At 64.4% G+C, this 20,421-nt stretch carries 18 protein-coding genes and 1 pseudogene; 13 read left to right on the top strand and 6 right to left on the bottom strand.

Annotated features, from left to right (window positions below; genetic code table 11):
* Window positions 1-256: 256 nt before the first annotated feature.
* Entirely contained in the window at window positions 257-553 is a 297-nt protein-coding gene (locus tag G3446_RS21875) for a hypothetical protein (RefSeq protein WP_164455284.1), read from the bottom strand.
* Window positions 554-569: 16 nt separating this feature from the next.
* Window positions 570-1,301 carry a HEAT repeat domain-containing protein gene (locus G3446_RS21870; RefSeq protein ID WP_164455282.1) on the bottom strand — a complete coding sequence of 244 codons (732 nt, stop codon included), beginning with the start codon at window positions 1,299-1,301 and terminating at the stop codon, window positions 570-572.
* A 1,294-nt stretch (window positions 1,302-2,595) separates the two neighbouring features.
* Here G3446_RS21870 and G3446_RS21860 point away from each other — a divergent pair.
* Window positions 2,596-4,137 carry a DUF2235 domain-containing protein gene (locus tag G3446_RS21860; RefSeq protein ID WP_164455280.1) on the top strand — a complete coding sequence of 514 codons (1,542 nt, stop codon included), beginning with the start codon at window positions 2,596-2,598 and terminating at the stop codon, window positions 4,135-4,137.
* A 59-nt stretch (window positions 4,138-4,196) separates the two neighbouring features.
* Here the strand turns inward: G3446_RS21860 and G3446_RS21855 are convergent, their stop codons facing one another.
* Window positions 4,197-4,634 (bottom strand): hypothetical protein, encoded by a 438-nt coding sequence (locus tag G3446_RS21855; protein WP_164455278.1) that lies wholly within the window; start codon window positions 4,632-4,634, stop codon window positions 4,197-4,199.
* 381 nt (window positions 4,635-5,015) lie between these two features.
* On the opposite strand from G3446_RS21855, the gene ppk2 reads away from it, so the two are divergent.
* A complete protein-coding gene (ppk2, locus tag G3446_RS21850; protein WP_164455276.1) occupies window positions 5,016-5,936 on the top strand; it encodes a polyphosphate kinase 2 in 921 nt (306 codons plus the stop codon).
* A gap of 604 nt (window positions 5,937-6,540) precedes the next feature.
* On the opposite strand, the gene G3446_RS27705 is transcribed toward ppk2, so the two are convergent.
* Together G3446_RS27705 and ltrA are read right to left on the bottom strand one after the other, a co-directional pair.
* Entirely contained in the window at window positions 6,541-6,969 is a 429-nt protein-coding gene (locus tag G3446_RS27705; protein ID WP_209262566.1) for a group II intron maturase-specific domain-containing protein, read from the bottom strand.
* A 297-nt stretch (window positions 6,970-7,266) separates the two neighbouring features.
* Entirely contained in the window at window positions 7,267-8,568 is a 1,302-nt protein-coding gene (gene ltrA / locus G3446_RS21840) for a group II intron reverse transcriptase/maturase (RefSeq protein ID WP_164455273.1), read from the bottom strand.
* A gap of 701 nt (window positions 8,569-9,269) precedes the next feature.
* Here ltrA and G3446_RS21835 point away from each other — a divergent pair.
* On the top strand, window positions 9,270-9,620 hold the full coding sequence (locus G3446_RS21835) for a PAS domain S-box protein (protein ID WP_164455286.1): 351 nt from the start codon (window positions 9,270-9,272) through the stop codon (window positions 9,618-9,620).
* 126 nt (window positions 9,621-9,746) lie between these two features.
* Here G3446_RS21835 and G3446_RS21830 read toward each other — a convergent pair whose 3' ends face one another.
* Window positions 9,747-10,058: a hypothetical protein gene (locus tag G3446_RS21830; RefSeq protein ID WP_164455271.1), complete on the bottom strand. Its 312-nt coding sequence runs from the start codon at window positions 10,056-10,058 to the stop codon at window positions 9,747-9,749.
* 339 nt (window positions 10,059-10,397) lie between these two features.
* On the opposite strand from G3446_RS21830, the gene pstA (G3446_RS21825) reads away from it, so the two are divergent.
* From pstA (G3446_RS21825) to G3446_RS21780, 10 genes and pseudogenes are all read left to right on the top strand, one after another.
* The gene (gene pstA / locus G3446_RS21825; RefSeq protein WP_164455269.1) at window positions 10,398-11,312 is read left to right on the top strand and encodes a phosphate ABC transporter permease PstA; all 915 of its coding nucleotides are present in this window, start codon (window positions 10,398-10,400) and stop codon (window positions 11,310-11,312) included.
* A gap of 504 nt (window positions 11,313-11,816) precedes the next feature.
* On the top strand, window positions 11,817-12,863 hold the full coding sequence (pstS, locus tag G3446_RS21820) for a phosphate ABC transporter substrate-binding protein PstS (RefSeq protein WP_164455267.1): 1,047 nt from the start codon (window positions 11,817-11,819) through the stop codon (window positions 12,861-12,863).
* 10 nt (window positions 12,864-12,873) lie between these two features.
* A complete protein-coding gene (locus G3446_RS21815; protein ID WP_164455265.1) occupies window positions 12,874-13,152 on the top strand; it encodes a hypothetical protein in 279 nt (92 codons plus the stop codon).
* Window positions 13,153-13,623: 471 nt separating this feature from the next.
* A complete protein-coding gene (gene pstS, locus G3446_RS21810) occupies window positions 13,624-14,685 on the top strand; it encodes a phosphate ABC transporter substrate-binding protein PstS (RefSeq protein ID WP_164455263.1) in 1,062 nt (353 codons plus the stop codon).
* A gap of 248 nt (window positions 14,686-14,933) precedes the next feature.
* Window positions 14,934-15,908 carry a phosphate ABC transporter permease subunit PstC gene (gene pstC, locus G3446_RS21805; protein WP_164455261.1) on the top strand — a complete coding sequence of 325 codons (975 nt, stop codon included), beginning with the start codon at window positions 14,934-14,936 and terminating at the stop codon, window positions 15,906-15,908.
* A complete protein-coding gene (pstA, locus tag G3446_RS21800) occupies window positions 15,905-16,810 on the top strand; it encodes a phosphate ABC transporter permease PstA (protein WP_164455259.1) in 906 nt (301 codons plus the stop codon). Before pstC ends, pstA (G3446_RS21800) begins: the two co-directional genes overlap by 4 nt.
* Before the next feature lie 48 nt (window positions 16,811-16,858).
* Window positions 16,859-17,683 (top strand): phosphate ABC transporter ATP-binding protein PstB, encoded by an 825-nt coding sequence (pstB, locus tag G3446_RS21795; protein WP_164455257.1) that lies wholly within the window; start codon window positions 16,859-16,861, stop codon window positions 17,681-17,683.
* 21 nt (window positions 17,684-17,704) lie between these two features.
* Window positions 17,705-18,772 carry a phosphate ABC transporter substrate-binding protein PstS gene (gene pstS, locus G3446_RS21790; RefSeq protein ID WP_164455255.1) on the top strand — a complete coding sequence of 356 codons (1,068 nt, stop codon included), beginning with the start codon at window positions 17,705-17,707 and terminating at the stop codon, window positions 18,770-18,772.
* A 226-nt stretch (window positions 18,773-18,998) separates the two neighbouring features.
* Window positions 18,999-19,679 (top strand): hypothetical protein, encoded by a 681-nt coding sequence (locus G3446_RS21785; protein WP_164455253.1) that lies wholly within the window; start codon window positions 18,999-19,001, stop codon window positions 19,677-19,679.
* Window positions 19,680-20,048: 369 nt separating this feature from the next.
* Window positions 20,049-20,421, top strand: a pseudogene (locus G3446_RS21780) (hypothetical protein); the annotation flags it as partial.

Raw genomic sequence — 20,421 nt, 5'->3', positions numbered from 1 at the left:
CCCGCCCCCTGGGGTTGGGGGGCGCCGGGGGCGCCCGGCGGGCGGTCGTTGGGGGCCGGGCCCCCCCCCGGCGCGGGGCCCCCGCGGGGGGCGGGGCCCCGCTCCCACCGACTGCGCGGCTGGGTCAATCGATGATCAACGCCCACAGACTCTGCAGAACGGACAGCGCGAGGAGATCTCGGTAGCGCCTATTCATTGCGGCTCTCGCTGTTTCTCAATCGGGCAAATGGACAAGCCCTGCCCCTCGGCGCTCGGCTCATCGGGTGGGCGCATGTTGCTTGAGCAGGATTTGAATCGGCGCCAAGACGAGCCAGGTCGCAACCGCCCCAATCGGAATTGCGGAGACACCGATGAGCCAGTGCACCTGAGGGATGACGATCAGGCCCACGCAGAAGAGAAGCCAGGTCAGGGCAAAGCCGTAATGCCAATTGATGGTGGCGCCCATGCTGTCGAAATTGGCACGTCGGGTGTTCAGATAGTAGTCCCAGATATTGCGCAAGAGACAGGCAATACTGGCGCCAAACATCAGGTAGGCGAGATTCTCCGCGCTCATGGATCCAGGCCACCGCTCACTGCAATCGACCCAGTGCTTTAGAGGCGCTTGCGCGCACCTCCGCGCTTGGGTCTTGGGCTGCCTGCTCCAAGGCTGCATGCGCCCTCGGATCTCCGATCTTCCCGAGCGCGTAGGCCGCCAGCGCCCGCTGCGCGGTGTTCGGGTACTCGCCGGACCCTTCGGCGACGACGGCGGTCAAGGCGGGGACTGCCGGCCGACCAATGTGGATCAGGCCGGCCAGGGCCTGCTCCCGGACACCAGCATCCTCGGCCGGATCCAAGGCCGTCACAAGCACCTCGACGGCGCGCTCGTCCGCAATCTGCGCGAGGGCTGTGATCGCGGCCTCTCGCGTATCCACCATCCAAGCGGCCTTGATCAAATCAGGCACAGCTTCAGGTGCGCCGATCGCGCCGAGCGCCTGCGCCGCCGCTTCACGCGCGATCCAATGATCGTCCCGATTGTTCAGGGCAAGGAGAAGAATGGGCACGGCGCTCGGGTCTCCGAGCTCACCGAGCGCCGGGATGATGGCCATCAAGAGCCCAGTGCGCGCCTTCATGTCCCTCTGCAATGCCGCGATCAGGAGCGGGACCGCGCGTGCGTCGCCCCCCTCTGCCAGTTTCTGCACGGCTGAGAGCCCTGTTTCCGGATCTGCGGCTTCGAGGTCGGCCACCAAGCCCTCGAAGGATTGGCGGTCGCCGGCGAGAGCGATCATTGGCGTGATGACCAGCGCCATCAGGATTGAGCGCATCGCCCGGTTCTCAGCCCTGTCTCCCCGGCCGATGCGTGCGAGTCGATGAATCTTACCGATCACTGCCTGTCCCCCGCCTAGCGACGATCTCCGCCCAAGGTCCGCGAGACCGTCCCACCAATTTTTTGACGCAAAACGGATGCTGCTTCTTGCAATCTGCGATGCACGCCTTCCTCTCGGCGGGTCCCCAACCGGACGCATAGCGTGTCATCGCGCAGCCGTCAAAGCACTTCAGCCGATTCAGGATGACGGAATAGTTCGCCTGATGCTGGAATTCGAAATAGTCGGCATTGGTGGCCCACGCCAAGAGCGCATCCTTAGACATCCTTCGCCCAGACGACGCAGCCCGACCCTGCATTGTTACACCAGTGCGGTTTCCAGCGCGCGGTATAGACATCAATGATCGCCTCCCCGAGCTGCTGCTTTTCGTCCGCCTGAGCCTGGCCACCGTCCCTGATGGATTTTCCCCTTTAAATAGTCATTTTGCATGAGGGAGAGGGGTGGGCCTCCCTCGGGGTGCTTGAACATCAGCACCCGTCGGGAGAGTCTCTTGTTTGCAAAGACAATAGAGACTGGATCAGTGTGCCACGCCCTACTGGAAAGCCCCACCTTTTTCGCCTTGCTGCTAGACATCGACGAGGAGCTCGCCGAGGCCGCCCGGGCGGGCGGTTGCCCCGCCTGTGGCGGGGTGCTGCACCTCGCCGACTACCCGCGTAAGCCCCGTGGCTGTCCAGTGCCGTGGCGCGAGGCGTTCTCCAGGCGTCGCAGCTTTTGCTGCCGAGGATGAAGGCGCGGACCGCCCGCGGGCTCAGCCGCCAGCCTGCCGGGCGCGGGTGGCTGTCCCAGGCGCGCAGTGCCTCGAGCTCATCGGCGTGGAGCTGCTCGGCGGGAAGACGCTGGGCAGAGGAGAGGGATCTGAGCTCGGCCGTCATGGTTCGCGGGATCCTGAACGGAGTTGTCGGTTGCCGGGCCGGGGTGCGGATGCCGCGAGCACGCCTGCAGCCGACGGCCGCCAGGCATGAGCCGCGATCATAGGCGAGATGCGCACAAGGGTTTGCGAACCTGGACACGCTTCCGCCGCGCACGAGGACGACCCGGCCTAGGGCCGAGATCGACACGCATCCTGCACTACACTTAACGTGGCACCGTGCCGGGCTGGCCTGCTGCATCGCGCCGCGCCAGGGCGATGAGCGCAAGACGAAATCCGTGGGCCGTCCCGGGTGGATGTCTCGATTCGCGCGGCGGAGGCCGCAAGACCCGCCGAGCGAGATATTTCTCAGAGGGGGATCGAGCGATGCGCAATCTCGTCGTTTGCTGTGATGGAACCTGGAACACACCCGATCAGTCGCGTGAGGGTGTGCCGACTCCCACCAACGTCTACAAGCTGTTCGCGGCCTGTGAGGAGGACGCGACCCAGCTCAAGTACTACCACCCAGGCGTAGGCACCGAAGGCGGGCCGCTGAAACGCATGATCGACGGCGGCATCGGACGCGGCCTCGATCGCAATATCAAGAGTGGCTACAAATGGCTGTGTGCCCAATACGAGCGCGGTGATCGCATCTTTCTCTTCGGCTTCAGCCGGGGCGCCTATACGGTGCGCAGTCTGAGCGGCTTCATCCTGAAGTGCGGGCTGCTCGACCTCGGCGGTCTCTCCTCGGAAGCCATTTGGAAACGCGTCGATACGGCCTATGACCGCGGCTACCGACACAAGCAGGACAAGGCGGTCTGGGGCAAGGACTGGCCCAGGCTGCTCGATCAGGATGGCAAGCCGCCGGAGGTGCACTTCGTCGGGGTGTGGGACACCGTCGGCGCGCGCGGCGTCCCGGACGACATGGTCCTCTTGGACGTGCTGCTGGACGACCCGGACAGATACCGCTTCCACAATACCAATCTCGACGACCGGGTGCGCCACGCCTATCACGCCGTGGCGCTCGACGAGCTGCGCGCGAGCTTTGCCCCGACCCTGTGGCGCGTCACGGATCCGCCGCGTCCGCCGGGCACCAGCTTCGAGCAGGTCTGGCTCGCCGGGAATCATGGCGACATCGGCGGCGGACACCCGGACTGCGGACTCTCGGATATCGCCATGCAATGGATGGCCGATCATGCGAAGGCGCAGGGCCTGAGGCTCAAGGACGCACTCATCGGCCAACTGCGCCCCGACAGCCAGGCTGTGCTTCACAACAACATCGCCGGCATCTGGAGCATGCTGCGGACCCTGCCGAGGGCTGCGCCCCTGATGTCCGAGGAGCGCATCGGGATCGATTTGCATCCGTCCGCTTGGGAGCGCCACCAGGTGCCGCCCATCAGGCAATCACCCTACCGCCGCACCAAGTGTCTCGCGCCCGGCGAGGCGTGGAGCCGCGACATCTTCGCGCGTGACAGGTGGAACGATACCGGCGTCTGGCTCGATGCCAAGGCGAAGTATCGCTTCGAGGCCAGCGGAGAATGGCTCGACAAGAACAACGCCTTCACCGCCGACGGCGAAAAGGATGGCGGCTTCGGGCTCGGCCATCTCGTCTACCGCGGGGCGGATCTCATCGCGGGTCTCGAGAAGCTCTATCGGAAGCGCTCGAAGAAGAAAGAGGCCGACTTCTGGGGAACGCGGCGCTATGAAGAGGCCCCCTGGTTTGCCCTGACCGGCATGGTCGCCAATCAGGCCGATGTCGACGGCGGCGGAACGCCCCCGTCCGGCGAGTGCTTCACCATCGGCTCGCGCCGGGAGGACTTTTCGCCGCAGCGCTCCGGCTACCTCTACTGCTTCGCCAACGATGCCTGGCGCTTCTATGAGAACAACCGCGGCAGCGTCTATCTCACCATCACCCGATTGCCGGCATGAATCTGGATCTGGCAGCGGCCCGGGTCGCCGTCGCCGAGGGCCGGCCCGGCTCGCGACGGCTAGATCAGACGCTGCGGCTCGATGGCCATCAGCTCGTTCGCCGCACGCTCCCAGGCGAGGCTGCGCAGACATTGACTGCGCCGCGCGTGACGCCAGGCCTGCCAATCCAGAAGCGCCCGCCACAGGGGCGACTCCGAGGTCAGCCGCCCCATCAGAAAGGGCTTCTGATAGGCGATGCAGAAGGGGCCGAATCTGGGGCTGTTGTCGATCCAGCTCATCGGGTCCTTCGCCACCGGATCGGCATAGCAGATTTGGGCGACACGGCGCTCGACCTCGGCTGGCCAGTAGGGCTCGAGCCAGACCACTCCGGTCCCCGACGCCGTATCCACCAGAAAGACTTCGGCGACGCAGCGGAATTGGCGCTCCAGCGGATTGGTACGCTGCGGCACCAGAACCTGAAGCGGCATGGCTTGCTTGATGGCCTCGGCGAACTGCATCTCTCGGCGAACTGCCTATTTGCAAATCAAGGTTCCGCGCTCGCTCCACTCGAATCCGCGGCACCCACTTGTTCTATAAGAGGGGCCTGCCTGATGCCTCCCAGTGAGATCGTGCCGCCGCGAGCGGCTCCATGCATGCGACCGAGACCGATCCGTCGATGGAGATGGGCCGGCAGACTTCGATCGAGAGCTGCGAATTCTATCCCATGAGCCTGTGCCGTCATGCCCTGGTCGTCGGAAATCCGAAGCGGCGATGCTAGAGTGAAGGTCAGGACAGCGACCGGCGGCGACGGCCGGCCGATCGGCCGCTCCTGACGAAGTGACCGCCCAGAAACCGAGCGTCCTCGATACGAGCATGCGCGAGACAAGCGGAGCCGAAGCATGAGCAGTGACGACAATCGATTTGAAGGCATGGATTGGCTGAGGGCCGAGCTGGAGGATGCGCTCGACGAAGACTACGAGCTGGAGATCTCGGAGCCGGCGCTATCCCTGGAGCTGCGCAAGATCTACAAGCGCAAGCACCCGGACACCCTCGACCGCCGCACCTATTTCGAGTCCCTCCTGACCCTGCAGGCGGAGCTCATCAAGCTACAGGACTGGGTCGAGCACACGGGCGAGAAGGTCGCCGTCATCTTCGAGGGGCGGGACGCAGCCGGCAAGGGCGGCGTCATCAAGCGCATGACCCAGCGGCTCAATCCGCGCGTCTGCCGCGTGATCGCGCTGAGCAAGCCGAGCGAGCGCGAGCGGACCCAGTGGTACTTCCAGCGTTATGTGCCCCACCTGCCTGCGGGCGGTGAGATCGTCCTCTTCGACCGCTCCTGGTACAACAGATCCGGCGTCGAGCGCGTCATGGGCTTCGCCACCCCGGACCAGGTCGAGCAGTTCTTTCAAGACGTCCCGGAATTCGAGCGCATGCTGGTCCGCTCCGGCATCCGGCTGATCAAGTACTGGTTCTCCATCACGGACGAGGAGCAGCAGCTGCGCTTTCTCATGCGCATCCACGACCCGCTCAAGCAGTGGAAGCTCAGCCCCATGGATCTGCAGTCACGCGTGCGCTGGGAGGCCTACACCAAGGCCAAGGAGGAGACCTTGGCGCGGACCAACATCCCCGAGGCTCCCTGGTTCATCGTCGAGGCCAACGACAAGAAGCGCGCCCGCCTCAACTGCATCCACCACCTCCTCGATCAGATCCCCTACGAGGAGGTGTCCCACGAGCCCATCGGCCTGCCCGACCGCATCTTCAATCCGGACTACGAGCGCGAGACCCTACCGCAAGAGCTCCATGTCCCCAAGCGCTACTAAGACGATTGCCGGAAATCCGTATTCCAGGCGCCGTCACCCAGAGATGCGAAGGGTGCAGGCATGGCGCTTCCTCCAGGAGCCTGGCGCCTTCAGTCCGCCAGATAGGATCGAGCGCCAATGTCAAGGATGTGGGAGGGCTCGCAGACACAGGGCGAGCGCGCATAAATCACTTCCCAAACAGGACCTTGGCGCGGTAGTTGTCGTTCCATGCGGCCTTGCGGCGCTTCTGGGCCATGCGCAGTTTAGTCGGATATCCCGGCGGGGATCCCGAATGACAGGCGGGGACTCGATGCTGAGAAGAGCCGTTGAGCCGAAAGAGCCCGCATGACCTGGCCCGCAAGAAAGGCGAAGCGATAGCCTAGGAGCCGGCCGGCGCGCTGGCCAGAGGCCGTCGCGCTGACGGTCGGGCTGATCGCGACCGCGGCGCTGTCCTGGTAGGCCGCGCGCTGGGAAGCCTGGCAGTGGGAGGCCCAATCACGCCAACGCGTGGAGGTCGTCGCGAAAGCCTTGGGCGATACCCTGCATCACCTCGTCAACGACCTGGAGATACTCCCCCGATTCTACGGAGCCTCGGACGTCGTCCGTGCGGACGAGTTTGCGCGCTTCACGCGCATTCTGCGCGTGCGCTATCCGATGGCGGATGCCTTCGCATGGGCGCCTCGTAATCAGCAGCGGCGAGCGTGCCGGCTTCGAGGCGGCGGCACGGGCACAGGGGCTGAGCGACTTCAGCATCCGCGAGGGCGCTCATGCGCCAGATCGCATGGTCGATGTCGTTGAAGATGTCCTTGCTCACGACATGGCGGTAGTCGTTGCCCCAGCCCCGGATCACCGGGTTGAGGCGGCGGATGAGGACACCCTGAGGCAGCCCTTTGCCTGTGCGGATGATGCCTCGCACGCGCTCCTTGACCGCTGCGATGCTGGATGCGGCTGGCTCGATGAGCAGCTTTCCCTGATATTTCCGGACATTGAAACCGAGGAAGTCGACGCCCTGATCGATATGGACGATGCGGGTCTTCTCCTCTGCCAACTCCAAATCCTCGCTCCTTGAGGAACTGCACCACCAGCGGTTTGACACGCTCCTCGAGCAGTGTCCGTGAGACGCCCCTGATGATGAGTCGAGTCGCCCCGGGGAACCGCCCCCCGAGGCGCTCACGGGTAGGGTCGGGAACTGGCGCGCCGACGGTAGGGTCCGGTGGTGCCTCCAGCGCTTTCGCGCTGGCCCTCAGTCCGGCTCCCGTGATCACGGTTGCAGCTCCCGCCACGTCAAACCCGGCGTGCCGTTTTCCGGCGCCGGGCTTTCCTGCTGTCTTCACACCAAGGGTTATGGGACCTATGGTGCTGGGCGTGCATTCGGCCCCCGTGGCGCGACGCGGTACCCGTTGAAGAGTCCCAACGCCTGATAGAGCCACTGCCTACTCCACCGTTTCCAGCCAAAGCCCTGACGCTGACGCGCGCGCATCAAATGGCGCCGAATCTTCTTTTCCACCCAATCCTTGACGTATCCGAAACAGCGACTGGCATGTCCCACCCGGAAGTAGCCGACCCAACCCCGTAAGATCGGGTTGATCAACGCGATCACCCGATCAATCGGCTGGGAGCGGTGACGGCGGAACACGTCCTTGAGGCGTTGAAGGAGCGCGGTGCGCGCCTTCATCCGTGGTGTGTAATGCACACCCCAGACCCCGCGCCGGGTCTTGACCCGGCGGAAGTCGAAGCCCAAGAAGCTGAACGTCGCTTCTGGACTCAGATCCAGTCGTCGTGTCTTGTCGTCATTGAGCCGCACATCGAGCTTGGCCAGCTCCTCGACCAAGCGTTGCCAGGCCGCCTCCTTCAGCCAGTCCCACCGGCTATACTCATCGACCAAGATCACCAGGTCATCGGCAAAACGCGCATACTCGATGTAGGTGTAGCGCCCGTTGTGCGTGACCTCCTTGGCCCGCTCGAGCATCCGATCCACCTCGTTGAGGTAGAGGTTACTAAGCAGCGGGGAGATCACACCGCCCTGCGGGACGCCCCGCTTGCCGCTGGCCTTGAGGATGCGCTTGAGCAGGCCCAAGACCTGCTCGTCGCTCACCCGCTGGGCGACCTTTCCCAATAGCAGATCGTGTCGCACCGTGTCGAAATACGACGCCAAGTCAACATCGATCACATGGGTCTTGTCGCTGACAATCGCCTCGGCGACGCGCTGAACGGCTTGATGGGCCGTGCGCTTGGGTCGGTATCCATAGTTTCCATCCTGGAAGTCAGCCTCAAAGATCGGCTCCAGAATCAGCTTGAGCGCCCCTTGGACCACGCGATCGCGAATGCAGGGAATTCCCAGGACGCGCATGCGCCCGTCTCCCTTGGGAATCTCCTGGCGGCGATTCGGTTGCGGTCGATAGTCTCCAGCGACCAGTTCGTCCCGGATGCCTTGCAGAAACGCCTCCACTCCGTCCGCCTCAATGGCCGCGAACGTCACCCCGTCACTGCCAGGGGCGCCATTGTTGGCTTTCGCCATCGCATAGGCGGCACGTAGGGTCTCCTCTTTGCACACATGGACACAAAGTCCCCAGAAGCGCCAGGCCGGTTCGGCCTTCGCCTTGATGTAGATCCTCTTCCTCAGGTCTTGCAGATCAATGGGCGTCTTTGTCATCTCGCCCCTGCCTCCCGTGTTGTTCAAGGATTGCCAACAGTAGGGCGCCTTCGCTCCACGGGCATTACCCCGCTTCAGTGCTACTACACGCCCATCCGCCACCCGCTCGCCTTCGATCCACTTCCCGGTGTCACCGGTTATAGGATCTACCTTGCTCCGGGGATTTCGCCCCGGGACGAGACGGGCTTCTCCAGTCGCTTAGCGCGCCCTTGTCACCATGCCGTCGCTACACACCCCGCCGAAGTGGTCGGATCGTCTCGGTCAGACTTCGATCCACCATGCTGCCTTCGCCCTCCGGTTGCGGGCTCGGCCTTCGGGGCGACTCACTTTCGGGGCCACCGATGCGTCCACCTACGTTACGGCCTAGTGACTCGCCACCTTCCCAGCAGCCACTGCGCGGCCCGCCGTCGGTGTCGACTCAGACGCTTGAACTTGCGTATCGCCCAACGAGCGAGCGTGCGATCGAGATGCTGCTCCACGAGATCCCGGATCCGCGTAGGCCATATGCAAGCGCATCCGACACGCCGTCAAGCCATTTGAGGGAGTGTGGTGCGAAGCCGGCCTCGAGCGTGCGAGAGGTCGGCGTAGCGCCACGGACGCAGGGCGAATCGGGGCGAAAAGGCTGTCGCCGAGCGCAGTCATTTTGGGACTGGGATGTCCCAAAATGTATCACGAGCACGGCGACACTCCGGTTCTAGGACATCACCCAGCAGAAGAACGCCGCGCAGCATCTCGGGAAGCTGCTGGAGACCGCCACCGACGGCATCCATATCCTCGACGAAGAAGGTCGGCTCATCGAGTTCGGCGACTCCTTCGCGCGCATGCTGGGCTACACCAGGGAGGAGATCGCCCAGCTGAGCCTGGCCCATTGGGACGCACAGATCCCCGCCGCCCCCTCTGTCAGCCTTGGCGTCGCCGAGTGCGACCTGCTGTGCTATCACGCCACCCTGTGCTGGCGGGGACAGCGCGATGCCTGTCCCCGAGAGCCTTGCCGCGTCGGCCCGGCCGACCTCATCGCGCTGGCCGACAAGGCCCTCTACGAGGCGAAGTAAGCCGGCCGCAATCGTGTGACGATCGCCACCGCGCCAACTTACCGCGGTCCGCTGCGATCGGAGCGATCATTCCGGGCGCCGCCCGCCGGGCCACCATGCCTGCTCAGCACGCCTGAGGATTCCGGCTCAAAGCGCACCTTCGTCGGTCAGCGACTGGATGCCTGCGGTCGTGCCATCCCTGTAGGCGATGCACCGCCAGCGCGCGCGCTGCGGACCGACACCGACGATGACCTCGGTACCCGCCTCTGAGAAGGACGAGTCGAGGAGCACGACGTCGGGATTGTTCGTGGTCCGGGTCACGTCTCTCAAGCAAGCTTGCTCGGCCTGGCTGGGCATGGTCGTGGACGGATTGCCGCCGGCAGCACTGGCCGTCGAATGGCCCGTGCAGCCCGCGGAGGCCACTGCGGCAACGGCGATTGCCATCGCGGATATGGTCATAGATCCCGTCATCTTGCTATCCCCTTATTGTCATCCAGTCCGAGTCCAGGTAAGCGCCGCGGCCGTCGCGCCAGGACCGCCGAGCGAGCGGCGGTCGCCCCCGCAGAGGCGCTCTCTAAGCTGCGTCGGAAGCCGCGGTTCGCGCCCGATCTGCGAGATGTGGTACATAGCATCCTGAATCAACCGCGGACCGGGTGAAGCCGCGGGTCGGGATGCTCGCCATTACAGCAGCCGACCGGACGACCGGCCCGAGGTGCCCATCGCTTGGCCTTGCCGCTTCCGCCGAGCACGCAGCACCCCGCTTGGCAGCGAGAAGCGCAGACGTCTGAAGAGGTTTCAATGCTCGAGCAGGATCAGCGAGATCGAGATGAAGATGAAGACACCCCGGCTCGAGAGCTCGATCTCACACGGCGCCCCTGGGAGCGCCGAACCCTGACCAACGGCATCATGACGGTGCTCACCTGGGTGGTCGCGGCCGCGGCCGCAATCCCGCTGGTCTCCGTGATCTATCTTCTGCTGGAGAAAGGCGGCACCCGGCTGTTCAGCGAGGATTTCGTGGAGATCCTGACAGGCCTGCCGCCGGCGGGCTTCGAGCTTGGGGGCGGGATCGGACCGGCCATCGTCGGCACCCTGGCGATGGTCGGCATCGCCTGCGCCATCAGTATCCCGATCGGCGTCCTCGCCGCCATCTACCTGGGCTTCCTGGACCCGAGCAGCCGCGTGGCGCAGACAGCGCGCTTCCTCGCCAAGGTTCTCACAGGCTTCCCGTCGATCATGGCGGGCGTCTTCGTCTATGCCATCATCGTGATTCACTGGGGCTATTCGGCCTGGGCCGGCGGCATCGCCCTGGCGGTCCTCATGCTCCGCACCGTGGTGCTCGCCGCGGAGGAGGCCCTGGCTCAAGTGCCTCAGCTGATGAAGGATGCCGCCTACGGCATGGGGTGCACGCAAACACAGGTGGTGTGGCGGGTCGTCCTGCCGACCGCGCTCCCCGGCATACTGACAGGGGTCATCCTCGCGATCGCGGGCGCGGCGGGCGAATCCGCGCCATTGCTCTTCACCGCGCTGTTCAGCAACTACTACATCTCCGAGATCAGCGAGCCGACCGCCTCGCTCTCGATCCTGATCTATAACTTCTCCGGGATGCCCTTCGAGAACCAGATCGAGCTGGCATGGACCGCCTCGCTGGTGCTGGTCTTGATCGTTCTGGGATTCAACATCCTGGCACGTATGGTCAAGCAGCCGAGGGTTTAGGGCCGCAGATCACTGTGATCCGCCAGCTCTTCATCGATTGCCCCGGCCTCCCGCTGAGGGTGGACAAGCGCAGAGGCTGTGAAAGGATTCCGAGCGCACTACGAAAACGGTGCCCTTCCGTAGGTTGGGCCGACGCAGGAGGCCCAACAATCAAGGCCTTGGGCTGGTCTCCATGTTAGGCTTCGTACCCTAGCCCAACCTATGGGGAGTCACTTCCATTGGCTCGCAGCGCGGTCCACCAACGCCGGCGCGGGATTCGGTGGACTTCGCTCGCGCTCGTACACCCTAGAGGTCAACGGCCTAAGGACCTTGCGCACTCTATCCCTGCAGCGGGCAAGTGAGGCAGCCGGCGGCATGCCTCGGACCTACAGGCCCATTGGAGTTTCGGATCGATGGCAGTACACCTTTTGCGTATTGTCATCCAATCGCAATAGTTGCCCTTCATGCTGGTGCGCCGATACCCTCGGCTTCTTCCAAGTCAATACGCAACGAGCCTGAAGACCAATGAGTTACGCTCCCCTCCTCCGTTCAGTCTCTGTCGCTTTGGTCGCCTTGGCCCTAGCCGCGCTCAGCGCCCCGCCGCGTGCGGCAGATGCCGTCAAGATCGTGGGCGCCGGAGCGAGCTTTCCCGCGCCCATCTATTCGCGCTGGTTCCGTGACTACTATCTCGCGCACCGCGATGTGAAGATCGACTACCAGGCCATCGGCAGCGGAGGCGGCGTCGCGAACTTCATCAACGGCAATCTGGATTTCGCCGGCTCCGACGTGCCCATGTCGCCCGAGCAGATCGCTCAGGTCGAGGGCGGCGTCGTGCAGATCCCGGTGACTGCGGGTGCGGTGGTCATCGCCTACGACCTGCCCGGCGTCGACGCGCTCAAGCTCAGCCGCGAGGCCGTCTCCGGAATCTTCCTGGGTGAGATCGACCATTGGAACGACCCCATCATCGCGGCCGCGAATCCTGGTGTCGAGATGCCGGATCTACCCATCTTCGTCGTGACCCGAGGTGACGCCAGCGGGACCACCTTCGTCACCACCAGGCACCTGGGCGCAATCAGTGACGATTTCATGAAGACCATCGGCATCCATATGAGCCCGGTCTGGCCGAAGAAGCTGCAAGAGCGCGGCGCACTGCTCCGGGGGCAGGGCAACGGCGGCGTGGCTGCCTACATCAAGGCCATTCCAGGGGCGATCGGCTACATCCAGTACGCCTACGCGCATCTGACCAGCATGCAGGCCGCGGTCCTGCAGAACCGCAAGGGCGAGTATGTCCCGGCGAACGGCGAGACCTTCCGCTCCGCCGTCGAGTCTTTCCGGGCCGATATGGACCTGACGGCGATTGCCGATCCCAAGGGCGACGCCTCCTACCCCATCCTTTCGCTCTCCTGGCTGATCTTGCGCAAGGACTATCCGGACGAGAAGGCCGCGGTGATTCGGGACGTCGCCCGTTATGTCCTGACCGAGGGCCAGAAGGTCGCGGACCTGCTGGGCTATATCCCGCTGAACGAAACGGCCGCGAGCAAACTGCTGGCGAAGGTCGACCAGGTCCAATGAGGTAGCCCAGATGACACCGCTGGAGAAGACCGAAGCACTCTACCGCGAGCTGGTCGCAGGCTATGGCGAGGGGGAGGACCGCGAGCTTCGCGCCGCCGCCAAGCTGCTCATGGTCGCGCTGGACAGACTCAAGGCCCACGGCGGTCCAGGCTGGCAAGGCATGGTCGACGAGTACCTCATCATGCTGCGCAACGATCCAGAGCGATTCGACCGCATGCTCGAATCGAATCGCGGCCACAGCAAGCGCGTGAGCACTGGAGCCGATGGGAGCGGTAGCCTGATCGCCTGAGCGTGAGACCGAGCGCGGATTCTCGTCCGTGGCTGGGTCGCTTGGGCCGACGAAGGGAGCCCGACAATCAGGGCGTTAGGCCAGCCGCCATGTCGGGCTTCGTACCTCAGCCCAGCCCTATACGCAGAATTTCTGCACAGTCTCAGAGCGCAGCTCACCAACGCAGGCGCGGGATTCGGTGGACTTCGCTCGCGCTCGTCCAGCCTGTCCCACTGATGCCCAAGACCCAGGATCGCGACCGCAGCGCGCCTCTCAGGTCCGGGCTTGCACGGATAGCCTTTGCGAATGGCATTGCTACATTGCATCTCAAGCGCTTATGGACGACTGCCTGACCTCGAGTCGTCATGCAATCGTCATCCATTCTTAACATGACCGTTCGCACTCCGGAGCGAAAATACCGTGGCATTCCAATCCTGGCTGTTCCTTCCCCTGAGACGGCCGGCATGGCCTTCAAATTCATCGGAGTTTCGTATGCGTAAGGTATCTCGCATCAGATCGGCGGTCGCCGTCGGTCTCGTTTCCGCTTTTGCCCTCTCCGGCACCGCCGCAGCCGAGGACGTCAAGCTCAACGGCTCGGGCGCCAGCTTCCCCTTCCCCATCTATTCCAAGTGGTTCAAGGACTTCAGCAAGTCCAACGACGACATCCGCGTCGATTACCAGTCCAAGGGCAGTGGCGCCGGCATCCAGGACCTGATCAACCACACGGTCGACTTCGCCGCCTCAGACGCCGCCATGAACGAGGAGGAGATGGCCAAGGTCGAGGAAGGCGTGGTCCTGCTGCCGATGACCGCCGGCGAGATCGTCGTCATCTACAATCTCGAGGGCGTCGACGCGCTCAAGCTCCCGCGCGCCGTCTACCCGGAGATCTTCTCCGGTGAGATCACCCAGTGGAACGATCCCAAGATCGCCGCCGCCAACCCAGGCGTCGCGCTGCCCGACGACACCATCACCGTGGTGACCCGCTCCGACTCCTCCGGCACCTCCTTCGTCTTCACCGGCCATCTGTCCAACATCAGCGAAGACTTCAAGTCGAGCGTCGGTCAGGGCAAGGCGCCGAACTGGCCCAAGGCCGGGAACTTCGTCGCCGCGCCCAAGAACGACGGCGTGACCGCCCAGGTTCAGCAGAACCAGGGCTCCATCGGCTACGTCGAGTACGGCTATGCCAAGCTGACCAAGTGGAAGCAGGTCGCCAAGCTCGAGAATGCCTCCGGCAACTTCGTCGCGCCTGGCCCCGAGAGCGGTGCCGCCGCGCTGGCTTCGGCCGAGTTCCCAGAGGGCACCCTGCCGAACAGCGACGTCCCCAACCTCATCGCCTGGGTCTGGGATCCGGCCGGCGAGGACGCCTACCCGATCGCCACCTTCACCTGGATGCTCTTCTACAAGGACCAGGACGACGCCAAGGCCGCCGCCCTGCGCAAGATGGTCGAGTACGGCATCAAGGAAGGCCAGAAGATCGCCGATTCCATGGGCTACATCCCACTGCCCGAGAACGTGCGTGAGAAGGTTCTGGAGACCGCGAAGCACATCCAGTAAGTCGCCCAGGAGCCTGTCCGCTCGCGTGGCGCGCCTTCACCACCCGATCGGACGGCCGCGGCGGTGCGGAGCATCCACCCCGCCGCGGCCAGGCGAGCGCCGATCCGAGCCACGTCGGATCGGTTTCGCCCTGAAGGCCCAAGGGTCCGAGCGATCATCATGACGTCCCTCACGACGCGCCCAGTCGAAGCCCGGCTCGGTCGGTGTCCTCAGCCCCGACCGCTTCCGTCATTACCTGCAGGTATCCCATGAGCAACCTCTTTCGAGCGGCCGATGCGACCAGTGGCATCTCCGGACCGCCGTCTATGGCCGAGTACGCCGCCGACCGCATCTTTCGCAGTATCGCCATCGCCAGCGCCTTCATCATCATCCTGCTGGTCGCCTACATCCTTTGGGAGATCGGTCAGAAGGCCATGCCGGCCGTCGCCGAATATGGCCTGGGATTCATCACCGGCACCACCTGGAACGTCAGCAAAGGAGAGTTCAGCGTCCTGCCGGAGATCTGGGGCACCCTCTATAGCTCCCTATTGGCCTTGTTGCTCGGCGGCGTCTTCGGCATTTCCATCGCCATCTTTCTGACCCAGGACTTCATCCATCACCGGATGGCCACCATTTTCCGCACCGTCGTCGAGATGCTCGCGGCCATCCCCTCGGTCGTCTATGGCCTCTGGGGCATCTATGTGCTGATCCCACTGCTCAAGCCGCTGGCGGGCTGGCTGCACGATACGCTCGGGTGGTTTCCGCTGTTCGGCACGGACCTCGCCGGGCCGGGCATGGCACCGGCCGCGCTGGTGCTCGCCATCATGATCCTGCCGACGGTCGCGGCCATCTCGGTGGATGCCTTCCGGCGCATCCCCTACAAGGTGAAGGAGGCCGCCTACGGCATGGGCACGACCCGCTGGGAGGCCATCCTCAAGGTCATGCTGCCAACCGCCTCCTCCGGCATCCTGGCCGCCCTGGTGCTCGGCTTCGGGCGCGCCCTGGGCGAGACCATGGCGCTGGCGATGCTGATCGGCAACTCCAATCAGATCAGCATGTCGCTCTTTTCACCGGCGAACACACTGGCCTCGCTGCTGGCCTCCAACTTCCCGGAGGCCGGCCAGGTCGAGGTCCAGGCGCTGATGTACGCTGCCCTGGTGCTGCTCGCGATCACCTTCTTGGTCAATGTCGCAGGGCTCGCGATTCAGCAATACACGGTCCGCAAGTTCGAGGGTAAGAAATGAGCGAGATCGATTTGACAGCGCATCCGAAGGACAGCTTCTTGCAACCGCAACTGGACTACCAGGCCCTCGAGCCGCGGGCGCTCAAGAGCGGTTTTCTGACGGGGCTGACCTGGATCGCCGCGGTGCTGGCCGCGATCCCACTCTTCTCGGTGATCTACATGCTGCTGGCCCAAGGCGGGACCCGCCTCTTCGGGGCCGATGTGGTGGAAGTGCTCACCGGCCTGCCGCCCGCGGGCTTCGAGGTCGGCGGCGGCATCGGCCCGGCCATCGTCGGAACCCTGGTCATGGTCGGCATCGCCTCGGCCATCAGCGTCCCGCTGGGCATTCTCGCGGCCATCTATCTGGGCGTCCTGGACGCGACCAGCAAGCTCGCCACGACCGCGCGTTTCCTCGCCAAGGTCTTGACCGGCTTCCCCTCCATCCTCGCCGGTGTCTTCGTCTACGCCGTGATCGTCATCCACTGGGGCTACTCGGCGCTCGCCGGCGGCATCGCGCTGGCGGTGCTCATGCTGCCGACCGTGGTGCTCGCCGCCGAGGAGGCCATGGCGCAGGTGCCGCAGAAGATGAAGGACGCCGCCTATGGCATGGGCTGCACCCAGACGGAGGTGATCTGGAAGGTGGTGCTGCCCACGGGGCTGCCAGGCATCCTCACCGGGGTCATGCTGGCCGTGGCGGGCGCGGCCGGGGAGTCCGCGCCGCTGCTCTTCACGGCGCTCTTCAGCAACTACTTCATCTCCGAGCTGGCGGAGCCCACGGCCTCGCTCTCCATCCTGATCTACAACTTCTCCGGCATGCCGTTCGAGAATCAGATCGAGCTGGCCTGGACCGCCTCGCTGGTGCTGGTGCTCATCGTGCTGACCTTCAACATCCTGGCCCGTCTCGTCGGTCGTCCCAAGGTCTGACGCGTCGAGCCTGGTTAGAGCGCGTACAACCCAAGTAGAGAGTGAACCATGAACGCAACCGCTGAAGCGCTCTTCGTCGCAGAGCCCTTCCAGGCCGCCGGTGACGTCGTCATCGACTGTAACGTCAACAAGATCTTCTACGGCGACTTCCTCGCCGTGCGCGACTCCACCGTCCCGATCGAGAAGAAGAAGATCACCGGTTTCATCGGGCCCTCGGGCTGCGGCAAGTCGACCGTGCTGCGCAGCCTCAACCGCATGAACGACCTCATCTCCGTGTTCCGCTTCGAGGGCTCGGTGATGTATCACGGCCAGGACATCTACGCCAAGAAGGTCGATCCGGTGGTGGTTCGCCGCTACATCGGCATGGTCTTCCAGCAGCCCAACCCCTTCTCCATGAGCATCTTCGACAATGTGGCCTTCGGCCTGCGGCTCAACCGCTACAAGGGCAACATCGAGGAGCGTGTGGAGAAGGCGCTCAAGCGCGCCGCGCTGTGGAAGGAGGTCAAGGACAAGCTCAAGAACAGCGGCCTGTCGCTCTCCGGCGGTCAGCAGCAGCGTCTGTGCATCGCCCGCGCCATCGCCACCGAGCCAGACGTGCTGCTGATGGACGAGCCCTGCTCGGCGCTCGACCCCATCGCCACCCGCCAGGTCGAGGAGCTGATGCTCGAGCTCAAGGAGAACTACACCGTCGCCCTGGTGACGCACAACATGCAGCAGGCCACGCGTGTCGCCGACACCACGGCCTTCTTCTCCGTGGACATCTCCCAAGGCGGGCGCACCGGCTATCTGGTCGAGATGGGCCCGACCCGGCAGATCTTCGAAGCGCCCAGGGAGAAGCTCACCAAGGAATACATCTCGGGCGAGTTCAGCTGATCGGTTTCTCGGAGACTGCACATGACGGGTAAGATTCGACTCGCGGGTCATCTCGCGGCGGCGCTCGCCGTCGCCACGCTGACCCTCTCCGGTGCCCTGTCCGCCCGATCCGCCTCGGCGGAGGACGCACCCCTGGTCGTTCGTGGCGCTGGGGCGACTTTCCCCCAGCCACTCTACGCGCGTTGGATCCAAGACTACGCGCAGCAGCACCCCGAGGTCCGCTTCGAGTACGAAGGCGTGGGCAGCGGTGCGGGCGTCAGGCGCTTCCTGGAAGGCAGCGTCGATTTCGGCGCCAGTGATGCGGCCATGAACGACGCCGAGCTGGCCAAGGTGGATCCCGACAAGGGCGTCATCATGCTGCCCATGACCGCCGGCATGGTGGTGCTCGCCTACAACGTCCCGGGTATCGCGGGCGGGCTGCGGCTGCCGCGCAGCGTTTATCTGGACATCTTCGCCGGCAAGCTGCGCTACTGGGATCACCCCCGCATCCGCGACGCCAATCCGGACTTGGAGCTGCCGCATAAGGCGATCGTAACCGTCGTGCGGCGCGAGTCGAGCGGCACCACATTCGCCTTCACCAACCACCTCGGCGCGATCGACCCGAGCTGGGCAGACTCAGGTCCTGGCGTGGGCAAGGTGGTCGATTGGCCGGGAAACGCCATGACCGCGCGGGGCAACGAGGGCGTCGCCCATCTGGTGAAGATTACGGACGGCGCGATCGGCTTCATGGCCTACGAGTTCGCACACCGCCTGGAGCTACCGATGGCGGCCCTGCAGAACGAGTCTGGCGCATTCGTGCCGCCGGGCGCCAAGACGGGCCAAGCCGCGCTCGCCTCGGCCGAGGAGATTCCCGAGGATCTGCGTGTCTATCTCCCGGATCCCGCCGGGCAGGACGCCTACCCCATCGTCAGCTACAGCTGGCTCCTACTCTACGAGCGCTACGCGGAGCCCAAGGTCGCGGCGGCCCTGAAAGGAGCCATCGGCTGGGGGCTCGGCCAGGGACAGGCGACCGCGGAGGAAATGGGCTATATCCCGCTCCCGGAGACCATGACGGCCAAGGCCAGAGAGACGCTCGCAAGGATCCACTGAGCGCGGAGACTCGTGGACAAGCGCAGCGCAGTCCGCCGGCGGCGGCGCAGGCTCGGGGGACGTCGCTCGCGCTCGTCTACCCCGCGAGGCGCGGTCAGACTCGGCTCGAGCACTACCACCTCACGGGCGCGGCACTGCATTCCAGTGTCGCATCTCCACGTCGATCTGCCGCATCATTGTGCGCCCACCGATGAGAACGCCTCGCAGCCCAGACCAAGGAGTCCCCGTGCCGACGTCCCGCCTCGACCTCGCAGCGATCGAGCGCTCGCTCCGCGCCGTGCAGCGCGACTTCGACCGCATCAACGCGAGCCTGGACACTCCGCGCGACCCCTTCGACGACGAGGTGCTCGAGCGCATGCTAGCCGGCTATCGCTTCGTCGACCAGCTGCAGGCGTGGAATGTCGATCTCCTGGAGCGCGGCAGCTCGGAGCAACTGCTGCAGCTCAACTGCCTGATCCTCTGCGAAAATCCGGGGCCGGCGCTGGAAGAATGCTCGCCGCAGTTTCGCCTGACCATGCAGCGCTTCTACGACGATAGCAGCCAGGGGGGCGTTCGTGCCCTGATGAACTATCTTGCCGATCACCGGCATCCGACCGTCTGGCGGCGTGCCGCTGGGGTCTACATCCAGATGCTCTCCGAGCCGCAGCTCTTCTTCGAGGGCAATCATCGCACGGGCGCCCTGCTCACGAGCCACATCCTCGTGCGTCAGGGTCGGCCACCCTTCGTCCTCAGCCCGGAGAACGCCAAGGCCTACTTCGATCCCTCGTCGCTCATCAAGGGCTACCGCAAGGGAACCTTCAAGGCAATGCGCGAGATGCCGCGTCTACGCAACCGCATAGCCGATCTGCTTGAGGCGACGGCCGTGCAGGCCTATCTCATCCCACCGCATCGGGCGTTGAGCGCCTGAGCGAGGTCGCCCTTCACGCCATTACCACCTCGCTTCGCGGCAACGGACGACTCGGTCAGGCCGCGGATGCGTCGGCTACGCGAGCGGCTCCACGTCGAAGGCGACGGAGGCTGGTGCGCACCTCCAGATTCGGATCGTGCAGGTGATAGAAGCAGGGGTCACTCCATAGAACGGAAATTATCGTACGCTAAGTCCTGATCGTTCACGGCAGCTTCCAAATGTAGTCCCCTGTCAGGATGATGTGCTCGCAGCCGAGCGGTGACAGGCACTGGAGGTATTCATCCGGGACGTCGGTTTTGGCGCGGACCTGTTCGACGCGGACCGAAGCCGACGAAACTGCGCGCCGATTGCAATCCCATTCGAGTCGATTTGTACGCCCAGCAACTGCCTTCTTACGAATGGCAGACGGTCGCCGTTCGAGACGGCACGAAGGGGCCGCTGACCCTCTCGATGCATGCGACCCGCGTCTGGCTCTGGGACGGCAAATCGGACGCAGTGACCGAGCGCGTCCTTGTCATTAGCCGAAATCAGGCGGACAACAAGATTAAGTACTCTCTGAGCAATGCCGACTATCTTGCCACACCGATCCAACGGTTCGCTTATATGCAAGCGCAGCGCTATTGGGTCGAGCGCGCGTTTCAGGAAGCCAAGAGCGAGCTTGGAATGGGTGCAACCTGCCGAGCGCGGGCGCATCAAGCCGCGAGCGCATGGTATGAGTCGGCATTGGCGGTCGCTTGGCCAT

The sequence above is a fragment of the Thiorhodococcus minor genome (assembly GCF_010820565.1).
Taxonomy (GTDB): domain Bacteria; phylum Pseudomonadota; class Gammaproteobacteria; order Chromatiales; family Chromatiaceae; genus Thiorhodococcus; species Thiorhodococcus minor.
Note: the sequence above shows the minus strand (reverse complement) of the source record. Positions and strands in the feature narration are given on the sequence as shown.

What these genes read in the sequence shown, in the direction of transcription:
- pstS (WP_164455263.1), top strand. Translation starts at nt 13,624, where the DNA reads ATGCGTAAGGTATCTCGCATCAGATCGGCGGTCGCCGTCGGTCTCGTT.
- G3446_RS21860 (WP_164455280.1), top strand. Translation starts at nt 2,596, where the DNA reads ATGCGCAATCTCGTCGTTTGCTGTGATGGAACCTGGAACACACCCGAT.
- pstC (WP_164455261.1), top strand. Translation starts at nt 14,934, where the DNA reads ATGAGCAACCTCTTTCGAGCGGCCGATGCGACCAGTGGCATCTCCGGA.
- G3446_RS21815 (WP_164455265.1), top strand. Translation starts at nt 12,874, where the DNA reads ATGACACCGCTGGAGAAGACCGAAGCACTCTACCGCGAGCTGGTCGCA.
- G3446_RS21870 (WP_164455282.1), bottom strand. Translation starts at nt 1,301, where the DNA reads ATGCGCTCAATCCTGATGGCGCTGGTCATCACGCCAATGATCGCTCTC.
- pstS (WP_164455255.1), top strand. Translation starts at nt 17,705, where the DNA reads ATGACGGGTAAGATTCGACTCGCGGGTCATCTCGCGGCGGCGCTCGCC.
- ppk2 (WP_164455276.1), top strand. Translation starts at nt 5,016, where the DNA reads ATGAGCAGTGACGACAATCGATTTGAAGGCATGGATTGGCTGAGGGCC.
- pstB (WP_164455257.1), top strand. Translation starts at nt 16,859, where the DNA reads ATGAACGCAACCGCTGAAGCGCTCTTCGTCGCAGAGCCCTTCCAGGCC.
- pstA (WP_164455259.1), top strand. Translation starts at nt 15,905, where the DNA reads ATGAGCGAGATCGATTTGACAGCGCATCCGAAGGACAGCTTCTTGCAA.
- G3446_RS21830 (WP_164455271.1), bottom strand. Translation starts at nt 10,058, where the DNA reads ATGACCATATCCGCGATGGCAATCGCCGTTGCCGCAGTGGCCTCCGCG.
- ltrA (WP_164455273.1), bottom strand. Translation starts at nt 8,568, where the DNA reads ATGACAAAGACGCCCATTGATCTGCAAGACCTGAGGAAGAGGATCTAC.
- pstS (WP_164455267.1), top strand. Translation starts at nt 11,817, where the DNA reads ATGAGTTACGCTCCCCTCCTCCGTTCAGTCTCTGTCGCTTTGGTCGCC.
- pstA (WP_164455269.1), top strand. Translation starts at nt 10,398, where the DNA reads ATGCTCGAGCAGGATCAGCGAGATCGAGATGAAGATGAAGACACCCCG.
- G3446_RS21855 (WP_164455278.1), bottom strand. Translation starts at nt 4,634, where the DNA reads ATGCAGTTCGCCGAGGCCATCAAGCAAGCCATGCCGCTTCAGGTTCTG.
- G3446_RS21875 (WP_164455284.1), bottom strand. Translation starts at nt 553, where the DNA reads ATGAGCGCGGAGAATCTCGCCTACCTGATGTTTGGCGCCAGTATTGCC.